This is a genomic window from Sphingomonas trueperi, from assembly GCF_040545665.1.
In the GTDB taxonomy this organism is placed as follows: domain Bacteria; phylum Pseudomonadota; class Alphaproteobacteria; order Sphingomonadales; family Sphingomonadaceae; genus Sphingomonas; species Sphingomonas trueperi_B.
Window position 1 is genome coordinate 118,545 of the sequence record NZ_JBEPMH010000007.1, and the last position, 21,477, is coordinate 140,021.

23 protein-coding genes are annotated in these 21,477 nt (G+C 68.0%); 11 read left to right on the forward strand and 12 right to left on the reverse strand.

All coding sequences use genetic code 11. From position 1 onward, the window contains the following. Positions 1 to 73: 73 nt before the first annotated feature. Positions 74 to 982 carry a prephenate/arogenate dehydrogenase family protein gene (locus tag ABIC65_RS19825; RefSeq protein WP_354311020.1) on the reverse strand — a complete coding sequence of 303 codons (909 nt, stop codon included), beginning with the start codon at positions 980 to 982 and terminating at the stop codon, positions 74 to 76. Then, the gene (gene hisC / locus ABIC65_RS19830) at positions 982 to 2,076 is read right to left on the reverse strand and encodes a histidinol-phosphate transaminase (RefSeq protein WP_354311022.1); all 1,095 of its coding nucleotides are present in this window, start codon (positions 2,074 to 2,076) and stop codon (positions 982 to 984) included. Before hisC ends, ABIC65_RS19825 begins: the two co-directional genes overlap by 1 nt. 258 nt (positions 2,077 to 2,334) lie before the next feature. On the opposite strand from hisC, the gene metX reads away from it, so the two are divergent. From metX to ABIC65_RS19845, 3 genes are read left to right on the forward strand one after another with little or no spacing between them, the layout of a single operon-like run. Next, a complete protein-coding gene (metX, locus tag ABIC65_RS19835) occupies positions 2,335 to 3,459 on the forward strand; it encodes a homoserine O-acetyltransferase MetX (RefSeq protein ID WP_354311024.1) in 1,125 nt (374 codons plus the stop codon). After that, entirely contained in the window at positions 3,456 to 4,049 is a 594-nt protein-coding gene (gene metW / locus ABIC65_RS19840) for a methionine biosynthesis protein MetW (RefSeq protein ID WP_354311026.1), read from the forward strand. Before metX ends, metW begins: the two co-directional genes overlap by 4 nt. Beyond that, a complete protein-coding gene (locus ABIC65_RS19845; RefSeq protein ID WP_354311028.1) occupies positions 4,046 to 4,909 on the forward strand; it encodes a pirin family protein in 864 nt (287 codons plus the stop codon). The genes metW and ABIC65_RS19845 overlap by 4 nt, the downstream gene beginning before the upstream one ends. Positions 4,910 to 5,076: 167 nt before the next feature. Here the strand turns inward: ABIC65_RS19845 and pgmG are convergent, their stop codons facing one another. The 3 genes from pgmG to ABIC65_RS19860 all read right to left on the reverse strand — a co-directional run bounded on the left by pgmG (position 5,077) and on the right by ABIC65_RS19860 (position 7,660). Continuing rightward, on the reverse strand, positions 5,077 to 6,465 hold the full coding sequence (gene pgmG / locus ABIC65_RS19850) for a phosphoglucomutase/phosphomannomutase PgmG (protein ID WP_354311030.1): 1,389 nt from the start codon (positions 6,463 to 6,465) through the stop codon (positions 5,077 to 5,079). 137 nt (positions 6,466 to 6,602) lie between these two features. Next, positions 6,603 to 6,866, reverse strand: coding sequence for a J domain-containing protein (locus ABIC65_RS19855; protein WP_354311032.1), 264 nt, complete (start codon positions 6,864 to 6,866; stop codon positions 6,603 to 6,605). Continuing rightward, entirely contained in the window at positions 6,866 to 7,660 is a 795-nt protein-coding gene (locus tag ABIC65_RS19860) for a division plane positioning ATPase MipZ (protein WP_354311034.1), read from the reverse strand. Before ABIC65_RS19860 ends, ABIC65_RS19855 begins: the two co-directional genes overlap by 1 nt. 80 nt (positions 7,661 to 7,740) lie before the next feature. Here ABIC65_RS19860 and panC point away from each other — a divergent pair, with 80 nt between their 5' ends. Together panC and ABIC65_RS19870 are read left to right on the forward strand one after the other, a co-directional pair. Further along, on the forward strand, positions 7,741 to 8,574 hold the full coding sequence (gene panC / locus ABIC65_RS19865) for a pantoate--beta-alanine ligase (RefSeq protein ID WP_354311036.1): 834 nt from the start codon (positions 7,741 to 7,743) through the stop codon (positions 8,572 to 8,574). A 90-nt stretch (positions 8,575 to 8,664) separates the two neighbouring features. Further along, positions 8,665 to 8,961 carry a hypothetical protein gene (locus ABIC65_RS19870; protein ID WP_294256794.1) on the forward strand — a complete coding sequence of 99 codons (297 nt, stop codon included), beginning with the start codon at positions 8,665 to 8,667 and terminating at the stop codon, positions 8,959 to 8,961. A gap of 6 nt (positions 8,962 to 8,967) precedes the next feature. On the opposite strand, the gene ABIC65_RS19875 is transcribed toward ABIC65_RS19870, so the two are convergent. Continuing rightward, entirely contained in the window at positions 8,968 to 9,438 is a 471-nt protein-coding gene (locus ABIC65_RS19875) for a hypothetical protein (protein ID WP_354311038.1), read from the reverse strand. Positions 9,439 to 9,589: 151 nt separating this feature from the next. Here ABIC65_RS19875 and ABIC65_RS19880 point away from each other — a divergent pair, with 151 nt between their 5' ends. Then, positions 9,590 to 11,251 (forward strand): hypothetical protein, encoded by a 1,662-nt coding sequence (locus tag ABIC65_RS19880; RefSeq protein WP_354311040.1) that lies wholly within the window; start codon positions 9,590 to 9,592, stop codon positions 11,249 to 11,251. Between the two features lie 167 nt (positions 11,252 to 11,418). Continuing rightward, positions 11,419 to 12,846 (forward strand): alkaline phosphatase family protein, encoded by a 1,428-nt coding sequence (locus ABIC65_RS19885; protein ID WP_354311042.1) that lies wholly within the window; start codon positions 11,419 to 11,421, stop codon positions 12,844 to 12,846. Between the two features lie 72 nt (positions 12,847 to 12,918). Here the strand turns inward: ABIC65_RS19885 and ssb are convergent, their stop codons facing one another. Beyond that, a complete protein-coding gene (gene ssb, locus ABIC65_RS19890; protein ID WP_354311044.1) occupies positions 12,919 to 13,506 on the reverse strand; it encodes a single-stranded DNA-binding protein in 588 nt (195 codons plus the stop codon). Between the two features lie 62 nt (positions 13,507 to 13,568). Here ssb and ABIC65_RS19895 point away from each other — a divergent pair, with 62 nt between their 5' ends. The 4 genes from ABIC65_RS19895 (at position 13,569) to ABIC65_RS19910 (ending at position 18,203) form a co-directional block, all read left to right on the forward strand. Continuing rightward, the gene (locus ABIC65_RS19895) at positions 13,569 to 13,760 is read left to right on the forward strand and encodes a DUF4169 family protein (protein WP_354311046.1); all 192 of its coding nucleotides are present in this window, start codon (positions 13,569 to 13,571) and stop codon (positions 13,758 to 13,760) included. Positions 13,761 to 13,898: 138 nt separating this feature from the next. Next, positions 13,899 to 14,894 (forward strand): SGNH/GDSL hydrolase family protein, encoded by a 996-nt coding sequence (locus tag ABIC65_RS19900; protein WP_354311048.1) that lies wholly within the window; start codon positions 13,899 to 13,901, stop codon positions 14,892 to 14,894. A gap of 52 nt (positions 14,895 to 14,946) precedes the next feature. Continuing rightward, positions 14,947 to 17,673 (forward strand): ATP-dependent DNA helicase, encoded by a 2,727-nt coding sequence (locus ABIC65_RS19905; RefSeq protein WP_354311049.1) that lies wholly within the window; start codon positions 14,947 to 14,949, stop codon positions 17,671 to 17,673. Then, positions 17,670 to 18,203 (forward strand): SixA phosphatase family protein, encoded by a 534-nt coding sequence (locus ABIC65_RS19910; protein WP_354311051.1) that lies wholly within the window; start codon positions 17,670 to 17,672, stop codon positions 18,201 to 18,203. The genes ABIC65_RS19905 and ABIC65_RS19910 overlap by 4 nt, the downstream gene beginning before the upstream one ends. Before the next feature lie 73 nt (positions 18,204 to 18,276). On the opposite strand, the gene ABIC65_RS19915 is transcribed toward ABIC65_RS19910, so the two are convergent. From ABIC65_RS19915 to rpmF, 5 genes are all read right to left on the reverse strand, one after another. Next, positions 18,277 to 18,606 (reverse strand): MerR family transcriptional regulator, encoded by a 330-nt coding sequence (locus ABIC65_RS19915; RefSeq protein ID WP_121072910.1) that lies wholly within the window; start codon positions 18,604 to 18,606, stop codon positions 18,277 to 18,279. Between the two features lie 8 nt (positions 18,607 to 18,614). Further along, on the reverse strand, positions 18,615 to 18,914 hold the full coding sequence (locus ABIC65_RS19920; protein ID WP_064310607.1) for an integration host factor subunit alpha: 300 nt from the start codon (positions 18,912 to 18,914) through the stop codon (positions 18,615 to 18,617). Positions 18,915 to 19,058: 144 nt separating this feature from the next. Further along, positions 19,059 to 20,030 (reverse strand): beta-ketoacyl-ACP synthase III, encoded by a 972-nt coding sequence (locus ABIC65_RS19925; protein WP_354311053.1) that lies wholly within the window; start codon positions 20,028 to 20,030, stop codon positions 19,059 to 19,061. Positions 20,031 to 20,054: 24 nt separating this feature from the next. Then, the gene (gene plsX / locus ABIC65_RS19930) at positions 20,055 to 21,086 is read right to left on the reverse strand and encodes a phosphate acyltransferase PlsX (RefSeq protein WP_354311055.1); all 1,032 of its coding nucleotides are present in this window, start codon (positions 21,084 to 21,086) and stop codon (positions 20,055 to 20,057) included. Positions 21,087 to 21,127: 41 nt separating this feature from the next. Further along, a complete protein-coding gene (rpmF, locus tag ABIC65_RS19935; protein ID WP_064310610.1) occupies positions 21,128 to 21,307 on the reverse strand; it encodes a 50S ribosomal protein L32 in 180 nt (59 codons plus the stop codon). Positions 21,308 to 21,477 lie beyond the last annotated feature (170 nt).

A 21,477-nucleotide genomic window follows, 5' to 3' on the forward strand; every position in this document is an offset into this window, starting at 1 on the left:
GGCTCTTGCTGAAGCGTAGAGGCGAATGGATTCCGGCTTTCGCCGGAATGACGGCTTAGATGTGTGGCTGAATTTACTCGTGCGAGCGCCCGAAGTCCGGCCGGGCATCGTCCTGCCCCTGGTCGATGATCGAACGGCGGATCGCGCGGGTGCGGCTGAACAGCTCGAACAGCTCGTCGCCCTTGCCCCAGCGGATCGCGCGCTGGAGCGCGGTCAGGTCCTCGGTGAAGCGCTGGAGCATGTCGAGCACCGCCTCGCGGTTGCTCAGGAACACGTCGCGCCACATCGTCGGGTCGGACGCCGCGATGCGGGTGAAGTCGCGGAAGCCGCCGGCCGAATATTTGATCACCTCGGACTGGGTGACTTCTTCCAGGTCCGAGGCGGTGCCGACGATCGTGTAGGCGATCAGGTGGGGCAGATGGCTGGTCACCGCCAGCACGCGGTCGTGATGCCCCGGCTCCATCGTCTCGACATTCGCCCCGAGCCGCCGCCAGAATTCGCTCACCCGCTCCACCGCCAGCGGATCGCTGCCCTCGGGGGGCGTGACGATGCACCAGCGATGGTGGAACAGCGAGGCGAAGCCGGCGGTCGGCCCGCTATTCTCGGTGCCCGCTACCGGGTGCGCCGGGATGAAGGTCGCGTTCGGCAGGGCCTCGCGCACCGCCTCGATCACGCTCAGCTTGGACGAGCCGACATCGCTGACGATCGCGTCGGCGGGTAGGTCGGCGGCGAACTCCGCCGCCACCGCGCCCATCGCACCCACCGGCACGCAAAGGATCACCAGATCGGCATCGATCACCGAGGTTCCAGCGCTGTCCGCCACGTCGTCGCACAGGTCGATCACCACCGCCGTCTCGCGCACGGCCGGATCGGCGTCATAGCCGGTCACTCGCACGCTCGGCATGTGCTGGCGGATGCCGCGGGCGATCGACGAGCCGATCAGCCCGAGGCCGAGGATGGTGACGCGCGCGAAGGGCAGCATCAGGCGCCGAGCAAGCGGCGCAGCGAGGCGGCCACGCCCTTGATCTCTTCCTCGGTGCCGATGGTGATGCGCAGCCCGTGCGGCAGACCCTGGCCGGGCAGCCAGCGGACGATATAGCCGTCCTCCATCAGCTGCTTGTAGGCCTGCTCGCCGGTCACCTCGCCCTCGAACAGGACGAGCTGGAAGTTCGCCTTGGACGGCACCGCGCGGACGCCCTTGTTGCCCATGCCGGCGATTTCGTCGGCGAACCACTGGCGCCACTGCGCATTGTGCGCGCGGCTGTGTTCGACGAAATCCTTGTCGCCCAGCGCCGCGATCGCCGCGCGCCCCGCGCCGATGCTGAACGCGAAGGGCGCGCGGATGCGGTGCATCGCGGCGATGATGTCGGGATGGGCATAGCCCCAGCCGACCCGCTCCGAAGCGAGGCCGAAGATCTTGGAGAAGGTGCGCGTCACCAGCACGTTGGGCTGGGTGCGGGCGAGCTCGAGCCCGCCATCGTCGTCCCCGGGCTCGAGATACTCGGTATAGGCTTGGTCGAGCACCAGCAGCACGCTCTTGGGCAGCGCGGCATGGAGGCGGGCGATCTCTTCACGCGCCGTGTAGGTGCCGGTCGGGTTGTTCGGATTGGCGAGGAAGACGAGCTTGGTCTTCTCGGTCACGCAGGCGAGGATCGCGTCGACATCGGTTGCATAGTCGCGATCGGGCGCCACTACCGGCGTCGCGCCGACCCGCCTTGCGGCGATGTCGTACACCGCGAAACCGTAGCGGACATAGATGATCTCGTCGCCAACGCCCGCGAACGCGCCTGCCGCCAGATGCAGTACCTCGTCCGAGCCGGTGCCATAGACGATCCGCTCGGGCTCCACGCCGTAATGCGCGCCCAGCGCCCCGCGCAGCGCGACCGCGCCGGCATCGGGATAGCGCTCCAGCTCGGTCGCGGCGGCGGCATAGGCGTCGCGCGCGGCCTGGGGCGTGCCGAAGGGATTCTCGTTCGACGAGAGCTTGGCGGCGGGCTTGCCCGAATCGGTGGTGGCGCGGCCCGGGACATAGGGGGCGATGGCCATCACCCAGGGCTTGGGGACGGGTGCGTTCATGGGGCCGGGGATTGGCGGAATGGCAGCCGATTGGCAAGCAGCCCCTTCGTTCCTCCCCGGCACGGGGAGGGGGACCGCGCGGTAACGCCACGTGGTGGAGGGACCGCGCCGCAAGGCGCCGGGCTCGATGAAAGCGCCGGACACCGCCGCGTGCCGCGGCGGCCCCTCCACCATCGGCTGACGCCGATGGTCCCCCTCCCCGTACCGGGGAGGAATGGGACGCTTGAACACCGGCCTTCCCCGGCCTAACCGCCGGACATGTCCGATGATCCGCGTTTCGGCCTTCGCCGCTCGGTAACGCTGCCGGGGCCGCTGCGCCTCGACGGCGGCGTGCTGTTCTCGCCGGTCGACATCGCCTACGAGACCTATGGCACGCTGAACGGCGACGCGAGCAACGCCATCCTCGTCTGCCATGCGCTGACCGGCGACCAGCATCTCGCCTCCGAGCACCCCGTCACCGGCAAGCCCGGCTGGTGGGCACGCATGGTCGGCCCGGGCAAGCCGATCGATACGAACCGCTGGTTCGTGATCTGCTCGAACGTGCTGGGCAGCTGCCTCGGCTCCTCCGGACCCGCGACGATCAACCCCGCGACCGGCCAGCCCTGGGGCATGCAGTTTCCGGTCATCACCATCCGCGACATGGTGCGCGCGCAGGCCATGCTCCTCGACCATCTCGGCGTGGATCGGCTGTTCGCGGTGGTCGGCGGATCGATGGGCGGCATGCAGGCGCTGAGCTGGGCGGCGACCTTCCCCGAGCGGGTGCGCGCCGCAGTGGTAATCGCATCGGCCGCGCGCCACTCGGCGCAGAACATCGCCTTCCACGAAGTCGGCCGCCAGGCGATCATGGCCGACCCCAAGTGGCGCGGCGGCGCCTATTACGAAGCGCAGGATCCGCCCGCTGCGGGCCTCGCCGTCGCCCGGATGGCGGCGCACATCACCTATCTGTCGGAGGCGGGGCTCACCGCCAAGTTCGGCCGCAAGCTCCAGGGCCGCGAGGCGAAGACCTTCGGCTTCGACGCCGATTTCCAGGTCGAGAGCTATCTGCGCCACCAGGGACTGGCCTTCGTCGACCGGTTCGACGCCAACTCCTATCTCTACATTACGCGAGCCTTGGATTACTTCGACTTGGCCGAGGAGCATGGCGGGCTGCTCGCCAACGCCTTCCGCCAGTCGCAGGCGCGATTCTGCGTGGTGAGCTTCGATACCGACTGGCTCTACCCGACGGCGGAGTCGCGGACGATCGCCCATGCACTCAACGCGGCCGGCGCGCCGGCAAGCTTCGTCGAACTCAGCTCCCCCTTCGGCCACGACGCCTTCCTGCTGGAAAGCCCCGAGCTCGACCGCGTGATCGGCGGCTTCCTTGCCGCGGGAGACCGCGCATGAGCCTCCGGCCCGACCTGGCGATCATCGCGAGCCACGTGGATCGCGGCGCGCGCATCCTCGACGTCGGCTGCGGCGATGGCGCGCTGATGGCGGCGCTGCGCGACGACCGCGGCTGCGACGCGCGCGGACTGGAGCTGGAGCCGACCAACGTCGCCGCCGCGGTGGGGCGCGGCCTGTCGGTGATCCAGGGCGACGCCGATACCGACCTTGCCGACTATCCCGACGACAGCTTCGACTATGCCATCCTCAGCCAGACGCTGCAGACCACAAGGCGGCCCGACTGGGTGCTGGAGCAGTTGCTGCGGATCGGCCGCCACGCCTTCGTCTCCTTCCCCAACTTTGCCCATTGGCGGGTGCGCGCCTCGCTGCTGTTCGGCGGGCGGATGCCGGTGACCCGGCTGCTGCCGATTGCCTGGTACGCGACGCCCAACATCCACCACGTCACCGTCGACGATTTCCGCGCGCTGGTGAAGGAGCGCGGCATCGCCATCGAGGGCGCCTGGTTCCTTTCGGGCGACCAGCAGACCGGATCGGGCATGGCTAACCTATTGGCGGAACACGCCGTCTTCCTGTTGAGGCACGATCGATGATCGACATTACCCTGCTATCCACCCACGCGGCCTATCGCGACGACATCGGCGACCTCGTCACCCGCCGCCCGGTGCCGGGCCCGGGGCTGGAGCAGATCGGCGCCTTCCTGTTCCTCAACCATCACGGGCCGCAGACCTACGCGCCCGGCAATCGCGGCCTGCCGTTTGGCCCGCACCCGCATCGCGGCTTCGAGACGGTGACCTTCATCCTCGAGGGCTCGCTCGCGCACACCGATTCGGCGGGGCATGAGAGCATCATCCGCGCCGGCGGCGTGCAGTGGATGACCGCGGGGCGCGGCATCGTCCATGCCGAGGTCTCGCCCGCCGAGTTCAAGCAGGCCGGCGGCCCGATGGAGATCCTCCAGCTGTGGGTGAACCTGCCGAGCAAGCTCAAGATGACCGCGCCGCGCTATGTCGGGCTGCAGGGCGATGTGTTTCCGGGCGTGGCGGCAGGAGACGGCGCGACGGTGCACCTGGTCTCGGGCAATTTCGACGGCCGGACGGGGCCGATCGAGTCGCTTACCGGGGTGTTCCTGTGCTGGGCCGAACTGGCGGCGGGCGCGACGCTGACCTTCGACGGGCTCGCGGGCCGCGACCTGTTCCTCTACGCCGTGCGCGGGAGCGTGACGTTGGGCGACCGCGCGCTGCCGAACTGGCACCTCGCCAGCCTGTCGGCGGGCGACACGCTGACGCTCACCGCCGACGCACCCGCGCTGGTCCTGTTCGGCCATGCCGCGCCGATCCCCGAGCCGGTGGTGGCGCACGGCCCGTTCGTGATGAACAGCGTGCAGGAAATCCACCAGGCCTATGCCGATTATCAGCGCGGGGCATTCGGCGTGGCGGAGATCGTGGCGGGGTGAGGCGTAGCCCCGCCCTCTAAGCCGTCATTCCGGCGAAAGCCGGAATCCATTGGGGCCGCCGTCGCAGCAGGAGCCACAACCGCGTGGCGTCTGGATCCCGACTTTCGTCGGGATGACAAAAGAGGAGGAGCCGCCCTTCGCACGTTGCGACGAGCGGCCCCCTCACCTCAATGCGCCGCCTGCTCGCCGCGGACGATGCCGCTCTTGGCCAACTGGTCGTCGATCTGCGCCATCAGGCGATCCAGGCCCGCCTGGTTCTTCGCTTCGGCGCGGGCGACGAGCACGTCCTGGGTGTTCGACGCGCGCAGCAGCCACCAGCCGTCGTCGGTGTTGACCCGCGCGCCGTCAGTGCGGTCGACCTGCGCGCCGTCCGCCTCCAGCCGGTCGAGCACTTCCTCGACGACCGGGAACTTGCGGCTCTCGTCGACCTGGAAGCGCATCTCCGGCGTGTTGACCATCGCCGGCATCTCGTCCTTGATCTGGGTGAGCGACTTGCCGATCACGTGCACCGCCTGGATCAGGCGGATCGCGGCGTACTGGGCGTCGTCGAAGCCGTAATAGTCCTGCGCGAAGAAGATGTGGCCGCTCATCTCGCCCGCGAGCGGGGCGCCGGTTTCCTTCATCTTGGTCTTGATCAGGCTGTGGCCGGTCTTCCACATCACCGGCTTGCCGCCCAGCTCGGCGATCCGGTCGTAGAGCGCCTGGCTGGCCTTGACGTCGGCAATGATCGTCGCACCCGGATCGATGCGCAGCACCGGCTCGGCGAGGATGGCGAGCAGCTGGTCGCCCCACACCACCCGGCCCTGGCCATCGATCGCGCCCAGGCGATCGCCGTCGCCGTCGAAAGCGAGACCAAAATCGAGGTTCTTCTCGGCGACGAGCTTCTTGAGATCGGCGAGGTTCTTCTCTTCGGTAGGATCGGGATGATGGTTGGGGAAATTACCGTCCACATCGGTGAACAGCGTATGGTGCTCACCCGGCAGCAGCTTGACGAGCTTCTCGATCACCGGGCCGGCGGCGCCGTTGCCCGCGTCCCAACCGATCTTGTACGAACCGCCGGCATAGCCCGCGATCAGGCGGCTGACATAGAGATCCTCGATGTCGGCATCGGTCACCGTCTCGGTGCCGTCGCCTTCGTCCCAATCGCCTTCCGCCGCCATCTTGCCCAGCGTCTGGATGTCCTGCCCGAAGAACGAGCGGTGCTGGAACACCATCTTGAAGCCGTTATAGTTGCCGGGATTATGGCTGCCGGTAATCTGGATGCCGCCATCCACCTCCAGCGTTGCCTCGGCATAATATAGCATCGGGGTCGGCCCCATGCCGGTGCGCACCACGTCGCAGCCCGACGCGGTCAGGCCCTCGATCAGCGCGGCTTCCAGCATCGGCGAGGAGATGCGGCCGTCGCGGCCCACCGCCACCCGGCGGCCGCCGGCGCGGCGCAGCAGCGTCGCGAAGCCGCGGCCGATGGCGCGGGCGTCGTCCGGACCCAGCGTCTTGCCCACGATTCCACGGATGTCGTATTCGCGCAGCGACGTAGGATCGAAACGGTGCGTCATGTAAGCCCTCCCGAAGGTGAAGATGCGCGCCTCTTCCGCGACTCGAAACGAAGTTTCAAGCCGCGCGAGGCACGAATAGGTTAATATTTTGCACTGCAACATCGTCGCAGGCAAATGTTACGTGACGAGGACGGACCTCAGCCCCGCAGCAACGTGTCGCGGGCCAGATTGATCCGGCGCGTCAGTTCGGCCGAGCCGCCCTTGTCGGGGTGCAGCGCCGAGACGAGCCGGCGGTGCGCCGCACGGATCTCGTCGGGTCCCGCCGCCGCATCGACGCCGAGGATCGCCCGTGCCTCGCTCTCGCCCAAGCGGGGCGGCGGTGCGGCAGGCAGCGTCTTCTTCGGCTGCAGCCAGCGCCACAGAATATAGAGCAGTGCCGCCGCGATGAGGAGCTTCGCCATCAGGCGAACAGCGGCGCGTTGACGTCGGGCAGGGCCAGGCCTGCCATCATCTCGCGCAGTTCCTGCCGCGCCGCGACATGGCTGAGCCCCATCTCGCCGAACTCGCGCGAGTCGAGCATGGTCAGCCCCTGGGGGAACAGCTCGCGATAGATCACGCGTTCGGAAAGGCCCGAGATCACCCGGAAGCCGACGCGCTTGGACAGCTGGTCGATCGCCTCGGACACGCGCTTCATGTTGCGCGCCTCGATATGCTGCATGCGGTTGCGCAGCACCACCCAGTCGATCGTCTCGCCGTCCGCCTTGGCGCGGCGCTTGCGCGATTCCCAGATCATCTCCGAATAGAAGCTGGGTCGCGTCACCCGAAAGCTGTCCGGGTCGACCTGGCCGATCAGGTCGAAGTCGACGAAGCTGTCGTTCATCGGGGTGACCAGGGTATCGGCGTTGGTGACCGAGATGCGGGCGAACTTGTCGTCGCGGCCGGGGGTGTCGATCACCAGGAAGTCGGCGCCTTCGCCGAGTCGATCGAGCGTGTCGGTAAAGAAGTCCATGCTCTCGCCGTCATGCGTCTCGTAGACCGGCATCGGCAGCTCGCGGCCCACCCGGCGCATCGTCGCGCGGCGATTGTCGAGATAGCGCCCCATCGTCCGCTGGCGGTGATCGAGGTCGAAACAAGCGACGCGCGCGCCCTTGGACGCGAGCGCGATCGCCGCGTGCACCGCGGTGGTCGACTTGCCCGTGCCGCCCTTTTCATTGGCAAAAACCAGCACATGCAGTCGTTTAGCGGGCTGATTCAACGCAGCTATTCCTTCACTTGATCGGGCGGCCTCCCCCCCATAGAAGGCCCCGCTTCCGTTCATATCGAAAGTGCCCAAGCGTGCAAACCGTTCGCCAGATCGACGATCTTCGCCAGGCGCTGGACGCCTTCCGCAGCGAAGGCGCCCGGCTGGCCTTCGTTCCCACCATGGGCGCGCTGCATGACGGGCATATGGCGCTGGTCGAAGCGGCCAAGCGCGCCGGCAGCCGCGTGATCGTGTCGATCTTCGTCAATCCGATCCAGTTCGGACCAAATGAGGACTTGGCAAAGTATCCGCGACGTGAACAGGCCGATTCGCGGCTGCTCGCCAATGCCGGGGTCGACCTGCTGTGGATGCCGACGCCCGAGATCATGTACCCGGAGGGCTTCGCCACCAGCGTGCGCGTGGCCGGCGTGAGCGAGCCGCTCGACGGCGCGCATCGCCCTGGCCATTTCGACGGCGTCGCCACCGTGGTCAACAAGCTGTTCCACCAGGTGCAGCCGCATGTCGCGCTGTTCGGCGAGAAGGACTGGCAGCAGCTCCAGGTGATCCGCCGCATGGTCACCGACCTCGACATGACAGTCGAGATCCAGGGCGTGCCGACCCAGCGCGAGGATGACGGCCTCGCCCTCTCCTCGCGCAACGCCTATCTGATGCCCGAGGATCGCGCCCGCGCGGTGGCGCTGCCGCGCGCGCTCGGCGCCGCCGCCAAGACGATCGGCGAGGGCGGCGACCGCGAGGCGGCGCTCGCCCAGGCGCAGGACTCGCTGGCCGCCGCCGGGTTCGAGGTCGATTATGTCGCGCTGGTCGATGCCGAGTCGCTCGCCGCGCCGATCGACGGCCGGCCGATGCGGCTGCTCGCCGCCGCCCGGATCGGCGGGACCCGGCTGATCGACAATATCCCCGTACTATGAACTAATACGGTTAAGCCGTTTAACCTTTTATTGTCCTTACCCCCCCAAATTCGGAGTCGACAAGGGCACCGAATCTGGGGCGGAACGACAATGGCGAATAGTGAAAAAAGCGCGCGATTTCTGATCGAAAGCCGGCTGCGCGATGCCGCGCGCGGCAGTGCCGATGCCTGTTTCGATCTTGGCGTCGTCTATTCGAGCGGGGCCGAGGGCGTGACGATCGACTTGGTCGAAGCGCACAAATGGTTCAACATCGCCGCGATGACCGGCAGCGTCGAGGCGCAGGCCTGCCGCGCCGACATCGCCGAGGACATGACCGCGCGCGAGATCATCGAAGCGCAGAAGGCCGCCCGCGCCTGGCTGCGCGGCCTGGAAAGCCGCGCCGCCTGATACGGCTCACTTGGCCTTCTGGCCCCAGTTGATCGACACGCGGGTGCGGCCCAGATGGCTTTCCACCACCACCCGCAGACTGCGTTCGCTTTCCTCGCCCGCTTCATAGCTGAAGCCCGTCTCGCGGCGATATTTGAGGCCCGAGGCATTGGCCTGAGCGCGCGACCAGCCCAGCACTTCCTTCTCCGGCGCATCGGTCTCGTAGACCAGATTGCCGCTCACGTGCCGCCCAGGCAGCCCGTCGGGCGCCGCGGTGCAGCTGAGAATCGTCGCATTGGCATAGACCGGCACGAAATCGGGCTTGTTGCTGCAATCGATCGCCGCCGAGACGTTGGCCGGCACCCCCGCCGCTGCGGCGGACGCGACATTCTGCGCCACCGGATCGTCGGTGGTCTGCGGGCCGCCGCGGCCGCAGCCGGCGAGCAGCACGAAAGCCCCGAACAGCACGGCGCGCGCGATGATGTGATGGCGATGCATCCTGGCCCCTTTTCCGCCCGGTCGACCTCGCGCCGGTACTGTGGCTAGGAACGGCCCGGCACGCGCTTTGCTCCCGCCCCTTGGTGCGGCGGATCGGCGCTGCTAGCGATGCGGATGGGCCGACAGGGCCCATGGGGGGATTGCCGCGCACATGGTTCGATTGTCGTCCGCCGGGCTGGCGCTGGCCGGTGCCGCGCTCGCATTGTTCTTCTGCGGCGGACTGCTGGTCTATGGCGCCGGCCGCGGCATCGACCTGACCGACGAGATCTTCTACCTGGTCTGGGCGCGCGACCCCGAGGCCTATGCGCTGCTCTACCAGCCCTTCGGCTATCTGCTCCACCCGCTCTATGCGCTGCTCGGCGGCGACGTGGCGCGGTACCGGCTGGCAGGATTCGCGATCACCGCAGCGGCGGGGGCGCTGCTCGGCCGGCAGATCGCCCCCGAAGGCGCACGGCGCCTCCTCTTCGCGACGTTCGGCGCCGCAGCGGCGCTGGTCATCTATTTCCCGTGGATCGTCACGCCGAGCTACAATTCCGCCGCCAACGTCGGTGCGATGCTGGTGCTGGCGGGGGTGGCGACACTTCTGCGCACCGGCGATATTCCCGCGCGCGCCGCCGCAAGCCTGGCGATCGCCTGCGGGCTCTGCGCTGCCGCCTTCGCCAAGCCGCCGCTCTTCGCTTTGGGCAGCGTACTGGTCGTCGCCCTGGCCGCATGGCCGTTCGGGCGAAGTCGTGGGCGGAGCATCGCGCTGCTCGGCGCAATGGCGCTGGCCGTGCTGCTGATCGCGCTGTTCCTGCCGCTGTCCCGCGTGCCCGGCCTGCTCGCACGGATTGCGGCGAGCCAGCACATCCTCGCACTGCCCAACACCCCGACACACCTGCCGATCAAGGTGCTCGGCGACTGGGCCGCGGTGCCGCCGCTGCTCTCGGCAGCGGCGCTCGCCGCACTCGGCGCGCTGGCGTTGCGACGCACCCGCGCGGGCGGCTGGCTCGGTCATGCCGCGATGGCGTTCGGCTTGCTGTATCTGGCGACAACGATCCCCGACACGCTCGACGGCGGCATCCCCGAATTCCCGGGATTGGCGCTGCTGCTGATCGCGACCGGCTATGCCGCACTGGTTGCGCGCCGCGACGGACTGCTGCTGGCGCTGCTGCTGGTGGCGCCCTTTGCCGTCGCGCTGGGCACCTTCAACAACCAATGGGCGCAGCTCGATTTCAGCATGGTTTTCCCGCTGCTCGCGCTGTTCCGCCTCGCCGGGGACGATCCCCTGCGCTGGCGCCGGGCCGCCGCGACGCTGCTGAGCCTTGTCGCGCCGCCGCTACTGCTGCTCGCCGCCGCAATTGCGCCCTATAGCCTGCCGGACTCGATCTTCGCGCAGACGATTCCGGTGCGCCACCCGCTCACCGGCACCCCGCTGCTGGTCGACGAGGAAACCGCCGATTTCCTGCAGGGTGCCCGGAACAAGGCGACCGGTGCGCTGCTGGTCGACCTGTCCGGCACCGGCCCCGGTGTCGCCGCCGCCCTGGGAGCAAAGGCGCCGGTCCTGCTCTGGCTCAATCCGGCGACGGCCACCTGGCCCGACGTGGTGTGGTCCCGACTGACGGAAGACGAGCGAGCGCACGCCTGGTTCGTCGCCCCGGTGCTGCCGCTGTTCGGCCCCACCGCCCCCGCGCGGTGGTTCGCCGCGCACCGCGCCCGCTATTGCCGTACGCCGCTGCCGCCCATGACCTTCTGGTGGCAAGAGCGGACACTCGAACTCTGGCGCCCCTGCGCAGCATCCATGCCGGGCGAAGCAAACCAAACGCCGTCGTAAGTCGCTCTACCCATGACGCAACGTTCGCCAACGTCGCCTTACGACGTCACGGGATAAGAAATCCGCATCATTGCCAGGTGCCATGACCTCCGCTTTCGCCGAATCTGTTTATTATACCGGCGAGATGCGATACCTTCGGAGAAGCGGCTTTTGGGGGAGATCACAACGTGTCTACTTCTGCCACAACACCGAAGCGTATCGTCGTCCTGATGTTCGAGAATAGATCTTTCGATCACTTGTTCGGCGCATTCCCGGGCGCGGATGGAGTTCTCGCGGAAGACGGAACCCTGAAACCCGATATCTATAATCTGCCAGATCCCACCAGTCCGCCGAGCCAGAACAACCCCAAGCAGCTACCGATCGAGATCACACCGGACGTGCCGCTCCTTCACGATTTCAATCACAATTTCGGCAGCGGCATGCTGACGTCGCTATTCGGCCCAAATGCCACGGGCGTCACGCAAGGGGCCCCGACCCCTGCACCGGGGATGCTCTGGCCTGAGGTCAACAGCGGTTTCTACTCCACGAAAGCCTTCAACGTCGCGTCAGACGGCTCGGTGATCAACGGCGCCTTGGCACTGTCCTACTACAGGCATGGCTCGTTGCAGGTACTGCACAAGATGGCGGCCGATTTCGTGCTGTGCGACAACTGGTTCTGCGACATCCCCGGTGACACGCTGCTGAACCGGTATTTCATGCACGCCGCGCAAACCGGCGGCTTTATCGGCGACGATCAAGGCGGGAGCCTCAACGCGCCGACGATTTTCGATCGGCTGGACGCGGCAGGCCTGTCATGGAAGATGTACGCACCCGATGCCGCGCGCGACGGTACCATCGTCCGCAACCAACAGACCGACACGCGATTTCTGAATTCGACGATTCAGATGAGCCCGAACACGCGGATTCCGATCACGCAATTTGCGGCCGACGCGCAAGCGGGGAACTTGCCCTTCTACAGCTTCCTGATGTGCTGGCTTCCGGCAGGCACCTATCAGCACGACACGAGCATGCATCCGACGGCGGATCCCCGGGCGGGAGAGAATTTGCTGGCGTCGGTCTATGCCGCGCTCCGCAACAGCCCGTCCTGGGAAGAGACGCTGTTGGTGGTCACCTTCGACGAAAGCGGCGGAATCTACGACCATGTGGCACCCCCGCAAGCCGTCCCGCCCGATAACGAAGTCGGCTGGAACTGGGACGCGTATCGTAAGCTTGAGGTAAACTTCGACTTCAGTGTGCTCGGGCCGCGGATTCCCGCATTGCTGATCTCGCCCTGGCTGCGCCCCGGCATTGCCAAGGGGCAATATCAGAATACGTCGATCCTGAAGTTCATCGAAGATTGTGCGCGCCTCGATCCGCTCACCCACCGCGACGGGCAGGCACCTAGCCTCGCCACGATCCTGGATCAGTTCGGCCAAGCCGAGCCGCGCGCAGACTGTCCGACATCCTACCCCACCTACCTCGACATGCCCTATGCCAATGGTGACTTGGGCAAAACATATGTCGCCGAAGGTGGTCAGGCCTTTCCGCTGCCTTCCTATATGGAGAGCCTGGCCGAGTTGTATCACATCGACGCGAAGCAGCCCATGAACGCCTGACGCCGCGTATCCATTATTGCCCGGGAACCTCGAGGTGCCGCAGTGCATCGAGGTTCCCGGGCAGGCGCATGATCAGAACGGCACGTCGTCGTCCAGATCGTCCGGGAAGCCGCCGCCGAAGCCGCCGCCGCTCGCGCCGGCACCGGCACCGCCGCTGCGCTGGCCGCCGCCGTTGAAGTTGCCGCCGCCGCGGCCAGCCGACGCACCACCGCCGAAGCCGCCACCACCACCGCCGCCGCCGAACGACTCGTCCGCACCCCAGTCGTCGCCGCCGCCGCCGCTGCTACGCCCGGCGCCCTGGCCGCCGCCCGGGCCGTCGAGCAGCACCATCTGCGCGTTGAAGCCCTGCAGCACGATCTCGGTCGAATAGCGGTCGGCGCCGCTCTGGTCCTGCCACTTGCGGGTCTGCAGCTGGCCTTCGAGATAGACCTTGCTGCCCTTGCGCAGATAGCGCTCGGCGACGTTGGCGAGACCTTCGGAGAAGATCTTCACCGTGTGCCACTCGGTCTTTTCCTTGCGCTCGCCGCTGTTGCGATCCTTCCAGCTTTCCGAGGTGGCGATGCGCAGCTCGACCACCTTGCCGCCATTCTGGAACGCCCGGCTCTCGGGGTCGCGCCCCAGATTGCCGACGAGGATCACCTTGTTGACGCTGCCCGCCATGCCGCAAAAACTCCGATATACGATGGTGCGCCCGCGCGAAGGGGCGCTAGAAAGAATCCGCTATGGCCGACATCCTTAACCTGAACAAAGCGAGAAAAGCGAGAGCGAAAGCGACGGCCAAGGCCGAAGCCGAGGCCAACCGCGCCCGCTTCGGCCGCACCAAGGCGGAAAAGGCGCGCGACGCGATGGAGGCCGAGCGCAAGCTCCGCACGCTCGACCAGGCGCGGCGCGAAACGCCCGAAGATCCGGCCTGATCCGGCACAGTCGCCGCTGCCAACCCCTACCCGGGGCTGGGAGGAACATGGTGAACGAATCGTATACGGCAGCGGGCGAACGCGCCTCCGGCTCGGTTGGGGCGCAGGGTTCCCCGTCGCGTAGAGGAGTAGTTCGTGGTGTCATCCTGGTCGAAGCGCCTTGCCTTGCTGGCCGTAGGCTTTTCCCTGCAGGCGGTGTCCGCCGCCCCCAGCCTGGCCGCGGACGCCCCGCGGTTCACCAGCACCGTCGAATTCGGCGACAGCCTGGTCGATCCCGGCAACTATTACATCACCAGCGGCGGCACCTATCCCGATGCGGCGGGCGGCTTCTTCGAGGGGCGCAACACCAACGGCTATGACTATACCGACCTGCTGAGCCAGCAGATCACCGGTACGGCGACCGTCGCCTCGCTTGCCGGCGGCACCAACTATGCCTTTGGCGGCGCGCGCGTGCTCGGCGGCGGCTATCCCGATTTCGCCGCGCAGATCGCCCAGTACCAACAGCATCTCGCCGCGACCGGCGGCAAGCTGGACAGCCACACGCTCGTCTCGATCACCTTCGGCGACAACGACGTCGGCGCGATCGACAATGGCGATCTCGGCGGCTTCGGCACGCGTGAGGAAGCGCTGGCGGCGATCGCGGGCAGCTATGCCGCGGGCATCCAGACGCTGGCGGACTTGGGCGCGCGCAACATCCTGTTCACCGGCTTCCTCTATCTCGACACCAAGACCTCGTACGAACTGCAGGACCTGCTGACCGCCGATCTCGCCAAGCTGGCGCTGCCCGAAGGCACGCATCTCTACAGCTACGACATTCTCGACTTCTTCCAGCAGGCCGCCGCCGATCCCACCAAGCTGGGCCTGCCCGCGGGGCTCGACACGGTGACGCCGTGCCGCGCAGCGGGGGCGCAGCCGGATTGCTCGCATTATCTGTTCTTCGACGGCGACCATCCCACCGCCGCCGCCCACCAGGCGATCCTCAACGACATGGAGCACAAGTTCGGCCTGCTCGACACCGCCCCCAGCGCGGTGCCCGAGCCTTCGGCCTGGGGCCTGCTGCTCGCCGGCTTCGCGCTGCTCGGCTGGCGGATGCGCCGCCGGCAGGGGGCTCGCCCGGCGCTGGCGACGAACTGACACGGTTCCCGCTGTCAAAGCGGAACGCATCGTGTACAACGGCGGCAGACCGATGCTGCCGCCGCTTCCCTATCCCGCCCTCCACGCCAGCCATTCGGGCGTGTGGCTCGCCACGGCCGAGGGCACGCGCGGGCTGAGCCGCGGCGAGGCGATCCGCATCGCCGCCGATACGCCGGTGCTGCTGCTCAACGCGCCGCTCGTCGGGCAGCGGCTGGGGCATCCGGAGCTGAACGGGCTCGACCTGCTCGAGCTGTTCGCCTTTCTCCGCCCCGCCCGCTTCATGGTGCCGACGCCCAAGGGCCTCGCCCGCGCCTGTGGGCTGGAGCCGCCCAGGAACGACGCGCAGGTCGCCGCCTTCCTGCGCGACGCCGCCGCGAGCCTGCTCGCACTCGCCGAGGGCGACTGGCCCGAGCGCGAGGGTGCGTGGCACGGGCTGCAGTCGCTCGGCCGCCTGCGCTGGCCGTGGAGCGCGGCGCTCGGCCAGCGGATCGCCAAGCCCGAGCGCGCCGAGCGCTGGCTCTTCTCCAAGCTGCCCGAATGGGAGGAAGGCGCCCCCCGCCCCGCCCCGCGTACCATCACGCTCGATCCCACGGAGGTCGCCGAGCGGCTCGCCCGCCTGACCGGCGCCACCGCCGAGCGCCGCCAGGGCCAGCGCGACTATGCCGAGGCCGCCGCCCAGGCCTTCGCCCCGCGCAGCGTGCCCGACACGCCCAACCTAGTGCTGGCCGAGGCGGGCACCGGCATCGGCAAGACGCTCGGCTATCTCGCCCCCGCCTCGCTCTGGGCGGAGCAGTCGGGCGGGCCGGTGTGGGTGTCGACCTTCACCAAGGCGCTGCAGCGCCAGCTCGGCAACGAAGGCGAGCGGCTGTTCCCCGATGCCGAGCAGCGCCGCGCGCGGATCGTCACCCGCAAGGGCCGCGAGAATTATGTCTGCCTGCTCAACCTGGAGGATGCGCTGCAGGGCGGGTTCGCCGGGCGCGCGGCGATCCTCGCGCAGCTGGTCGCGCGCTGGGCCGCCTATACCGCGGACGGCGACATGATCGGCGGCGATTTGCCCGGCTGGCTCCCCACCCTGTTCCGCCGCAACGGCTCCACCGCGCTCACCGATCGTCGCGGCGAGTGCATCTATGCCGGCTGCCCGCACTACCGGAAATGCTTCATCGAGCGCGCCGCCCGGGCCAGCGCCGATGCCGATATCGTCATCGCCAACCATGCGCTGGTGATGGTCAACGCGGCGCGGGGGCGCGAGAACCAGACCCGCCCTACCCGCTACGTGTTCGACGAGGGCCACCACCTGTTCGATGCCGCCGACGCGATGTTCTCGGTCGCGCTGACGGGCCAGGAATCGATCGAGCTGCGCCGCTGGCTGACCGGCCCCGAATCCGGCTCGCGCGGACGCCGCCGGGGCCTCGCCGCGCGCCTCTCCGACGTCGCCAGCTATGACGATGCCGGTGGCCGGGCGATCTCCGAGGCCGTCGATGCCGCCCGCGCGCTGCCCAGCGACGGCTGGCTGCAACGCCTCAACGAAGGCGAGCCCTTCGGACCGATCGAGGCGCTGCTCGCCGCCGTGCGGGGGCTGGTCTATGCCCGCGACGCCAATGGCTCGGCGGATGCCGGCTATGGGCTGGAGACCGAACTCACCGAGCCCGATGCGGCGCTGGTCGAGGCCGCCGGCAACGCCACGGCGGCGCTCGACGCGCTGCTCCGCCCGATGGTGGTGCTCGGCCGCCGGCTCGAGGCGGTGCTCGCCGAGGCGCCCGACTGGATGGACGGCCCGGCACGCGCCCGCATCGAAGGCGCGATCGCCTCGCTCGGCTGGCGGGTGGATACGGTCGGCGCCTGGCTGGCGCTGATCGCCCGGATCGGCGGCCCGGCCGATCCCGAATTCGTCGACTGGCTGGCGGTCGACCGGGTCGAGGGCCGCGAGTTCGACATCGGCCTCCACCGCCACTGGCTCGATCCCGCCAAGCCGCTCGCCAAGACGGTGCTGGAGCCCGCGCACGGCGTGCTCGTCACCTCGGCGACGCTCCGCGCCGGGGGCGATTGGGACGTCGCCGAGGCACGCTCGGGCAGCGTCCACCTGCTGCGCCCCGCCCAGCGCTTCGAGGCGAAGAGCCCCTTCGACTATCCCAACCAGGCCGAGGTGCTGATCGTCACCGACGTCAAGCGCGGCGACATGGCGGCGCTCGCCAACGCCTATGCCCGGCTGATCGCCGCGGCGGGGGGCGGCACGCTCGGGCTGTTCACCGCCATCCGCCGCCTGCGTGCGGTCCATGCCCGTATCGCCGACCGGCTGGCCCGCGATGGGCTGCCGCTGCTCGCCCAGCATGTCGACCCGATCGACACCGGTACGCTCGTCGACATCTTCCGCGACGATCCGCGCGCATCGCTGATCGGCACCGATGCGCTGCGAGACGGCGTGGACGTGCCGGGCGATTCGCTGCGGCTGGTGGTGATGGAGGGCGTGCCCTGGCCCAAGCCGAGCGTGCTGCACGCAGCCCGACGGCTGGCCGGCGGGGGCTCGGCCTATGACGACCGCATCGTCCGCGCGCGCCTTGCCCAGGCGTTCGGCCGGCTGATCCGACGCGCCGACGATCGCGGCGCCTTCGTGCTCCTCTCCGCCGCCACCCCGTCGCGGCTGCTCGACGCCTTTCCGCCGGGCACGCGGATCACCCGCACGACGCTGGATGCGGCGGTCGAGCGGGTTCGGCTTTCCTTGGGGCCCACGTTGCGGCATGAGGCGGGCGAAGCCGCCAGCGTCCACATCGGGGAAGCATGAAGACCCTTCTCGTCCTCCGCCACGCCAAGTCCGGTTGGGACGATCCGGTCGCGCGCGATTTCGATCGGCCGCTCAATCCCAAGGGCCAGCGCGCCGCGGTGGCGATGGGCCGATACCTGCGCGAGCAGGGCCTGCGCTTCGACCATGCCATCGCCTCGCCGGCGGTGCGGGTGGAGGAGACGCTGGCGCAGGTCTCCAACGGCTATGGCGAGACGATCGTGCCCGCCTGGGACAAAAGGCTGTATCTCGCCTCGCTCGGCACGTTGCTCGACGCGATCGAGGCGCTGCCCGATACCGCCGATGTGGTGCTGCTTTCCGGGCACAACCCCGGGCTGGAGGAGCTGGTGCTCGATCGCGTGTCCGCGTCGGGTCCGTTGCGCGACGAAGTCGAGCAGAAATACCCCACCGCGACGCTCGCCGAACTACGCTTCGATATCGCGCATTGGGCGGAGGCGTCCCGCGCGGACGCCGAACTCGTCCGATTCGTGCGTCCGCGCGATCTCGATCCCAGCCTCGGGCCCGATGGCTGAGGAACTGGCCGGCTTTGCCCGCAGTCGCGCAAAATAAGGAAAAGGGTGCGCCGCCATCGACGCACCCCCGATATCAGCGGTCTTCTTCCAGGGCGTCGGACAGCGAGTCCCGGATCGCCTGCAGCTCGGCGGCCTTGCTTCGGCCGCGTGCCGCCTTCTCTTCCGCCAGCAGCTTCTGCACGCCGCGGATGGTGTAGCCCTCCTCGCTGAGGAGCTGGTGGATGCGGCGCACGAGCGCCACGTCATCGGGTCGATAATACCGGCGGTTGCCCGCACGGGTGAGTGGCTTCAGCTGGGGAAACCGCGTTTCCCAATAGCGCAAGATATGCTGCGGCCTGCCGATTTCAGCGGCGAGCTCACCTATGGTCCGCAACGCACCGGCGGCCTTCTCGGACGCCGGCATCGCGGGCCTCAGCGGGCTGAGACGATGCGGTCGCGCATCATCTGGCTGGCACGGAAGGTGAGCACGCGGCGCGGCGCGATCGGCACCTCAACCCCGGTCTTGGGATTGCGGCCGATGCGCTCGCCCTTGTCGCGCAGCACGAAGCTGCCGAAGCCCGAGATCTTCACGTTCTCGCCCTTCGCGAGCGCCTCGCACATGTGCTTGAGGATCTGCTCGACAATCCGCGAGGCGTCGGCGCGCGACAGCCCCACTTCGCGATGCAGCGACTCGGCCAAGTCTGCCCTGGTCAGCGTTCCCGCAGCATTCATTCCAGCAATTCCTTTCGTGTACTAGGGTACCCGTATCAGATTGTTACGCGCTATCAAGAATGATCTTGAAGCGCTGGTAACGCCTCAGACATATTCTGGAAAAACACGTAATTCGTCCAAAATGGGGATACCGCCCTGTACCACCTAGAAGCGGACGACGGCTGCACCCCAGGTGAACCCGCCGCCCATCGCTTCCAAAACGAGTAGGTCGCCGCGCTGGATGCGCCCGTCGCGCACCGCCGTATCGAGCGCGAGCGGGACCGACGCGGCCGAGGTATTGGCGTGGCGATCGACGGTGACGATCACCTTTTCGGGCGCGAGGTCGAGCTTGCGAGCGGTGGCGTCCAGGATGCGGGCATTGGCCTGATGCGGCACCACCCAGTCGACGTCCCCGGCCTGCAGGCCGGCCATCGCGAGCGATTCATTCATAACGGACGCAAGGTTTACAACGGCGTGGCGAAACACCTCGCGCCCCTTCATCCGCAGCTTGCCGACGGTGCCGGTGGTCGACACGCCGCCATCGACATAGAGCAGGTCGTTGTAGCGGCCATCGGCGTGAAGCTTGGTGGAGAGAATGCCCTGCGGCGCCTCGCCGTCCGTATCCTGCGCCTCGAGCACGATCGCGCCGGCGCCGTCGCCGAACAGAACGCAGGTGGTGCGGTCTTCCCAGTCGAGCAGGCGGCTGAAGGTCTCGGCGCCGATCACCAGCGCACGGCGATGCACGCCCGCGCGCAGCATCGAATCGGCGACCTGCACCGCATAGAGGAAGCCCGAACACACTGCCGCCACGTCGAACGCGACGCAGTCGAGGATGCCGAGCGCGTTCTGCACGCGCGTCGCGGTGGCGGGGAAGGTCTGGTCCGGGGTGGCGGTGGCCAGCACGATCAGGTCGATCGAGGAGGCCTCGACGCCCGCCGATTCCAGCGCGGCGCGCGCCGCATCGGCGGCCAGCGTTCCGGTGGTCTCCTCCGGCCCGGCGATGTGGCGGAAGCGGATGCCGGTCCGCTCGACGATCCATTCGTCGCTGGTATCGACGCGCTCCGCCAGCTCCGCGTTGGAAACACGCTGCGCCGGCAGGGCGGAACCCGTACCGAGAATCACCGAACGTACGGTCATGCGACCCCTTCTTATCCCGTCTACTTACGCGGCCTTGGCCTCGAAGTTCCCCAGATCCTCGGCAATACGCCGGGTCAGTTCGTCGCGCACCATCTTGGCGGCAAAGCCGATCGCGGTATCCACCCCGACCTCGTTCGCACCACCATGGCTCTTCACAACGATGCCGTTCAGCCCGAGGAAAACGGCACCATTATGATTGTTCGGGTCGAGATGGTGGCGCAGCAGCTCGGTCGCCGGCTTCGAGATCAGGAAGCCGAGCTTCGAGCGGAGCGAGGAGCTGAACGCGCGGCGCAGCAGGTCCGCGACGAAGCGCGCGGTGCCCTCCGCCGTCTTGAGCGCGATATTGCCCGAGAAACCGTCGCAGACGATCACGTCGACATCGCCGCGTGACAGCCGGTTGCCTTCGATGAAGCCGGTGAAGTCGAGGGGCAAGTGCTTGGCCGCGCGCAGCTGGGCGGCAGCATCGCGGATGCTGTCGGTGCCCTTCATCTCTTCGGTGCCGATGTTGAGCAGCGCCACGCGCGGGCGCGCGAGATCCAGCGCGGTGCGCGCGTACGCCGCGCCCATCACCGCGAACTGGACGAGGTTGCGCTCGTCCACCTCGGTATTGGCGCCGAGATCGAGCATCACCGTATCGTTGGCGCCGAGCGACGGCAGCAGCGCGGCAAGCGCCGGCCGGTCGATCCCCGCCATGGTGCGGAGCGACAGCTTGGCCATCGCCATCAACGCGCCGGTATTGCCCGAGGAGACCGCGGCACCCGCACGCCCCTGCTTCACCAGATCGATGGCAATGCCCATCGAGGTGGTCTTGGCGCGGCGGATCGCCTGGCTCGGCTTGGCATCGGACGCAACAATCTCGGCCGCGTGGACGATCTCCGACGCGGCTGCCAAATTCGGATGCGCCTTCAGGCCGTCGCGAATGCGCGACTCGTCGCCGACGAGGAGGAATTCCATCCCCTCGAAGCGGCGACGTGCACGTGCGGCGCCGGCGAGCATGACGGCGACCCCCTCATCGCCGCCCATTGCATCGACGGCGATCCGCGAGGGAACAGTCATACCGGCAACCCCCCGTTGCGGCCCTCGTTGCTAAACGTCGTTCAGCCCTCGACCGAAACGATTTCGCGGCCGTTATAGTGGCCGCACGCGTTGCACAGGTTGTGCGGACGCTTGAGTTCGCCGCAGTTCGGGCACTCCTGGAACGATTCGACGGTCAGCGAATCGTGCGACCGACGCATGCCGCGCTTCGACGGCGAGGTCTTTCTCTTAGGGACGGCCATGTCGGCACCTTCAACAAGCTATAGAATCAATAAGTCGCGATACGCCCACAGGGTAATTCAGGCAAGCGACGGCTAGGCCGGCCGCTCGCCGGACCAGCGGACAGGTCACGAAGCGAGCCCGCGCGTATAGCGATTCTCGTCCGCGTTGCAAGCAGAAGCCGCACGTGGCA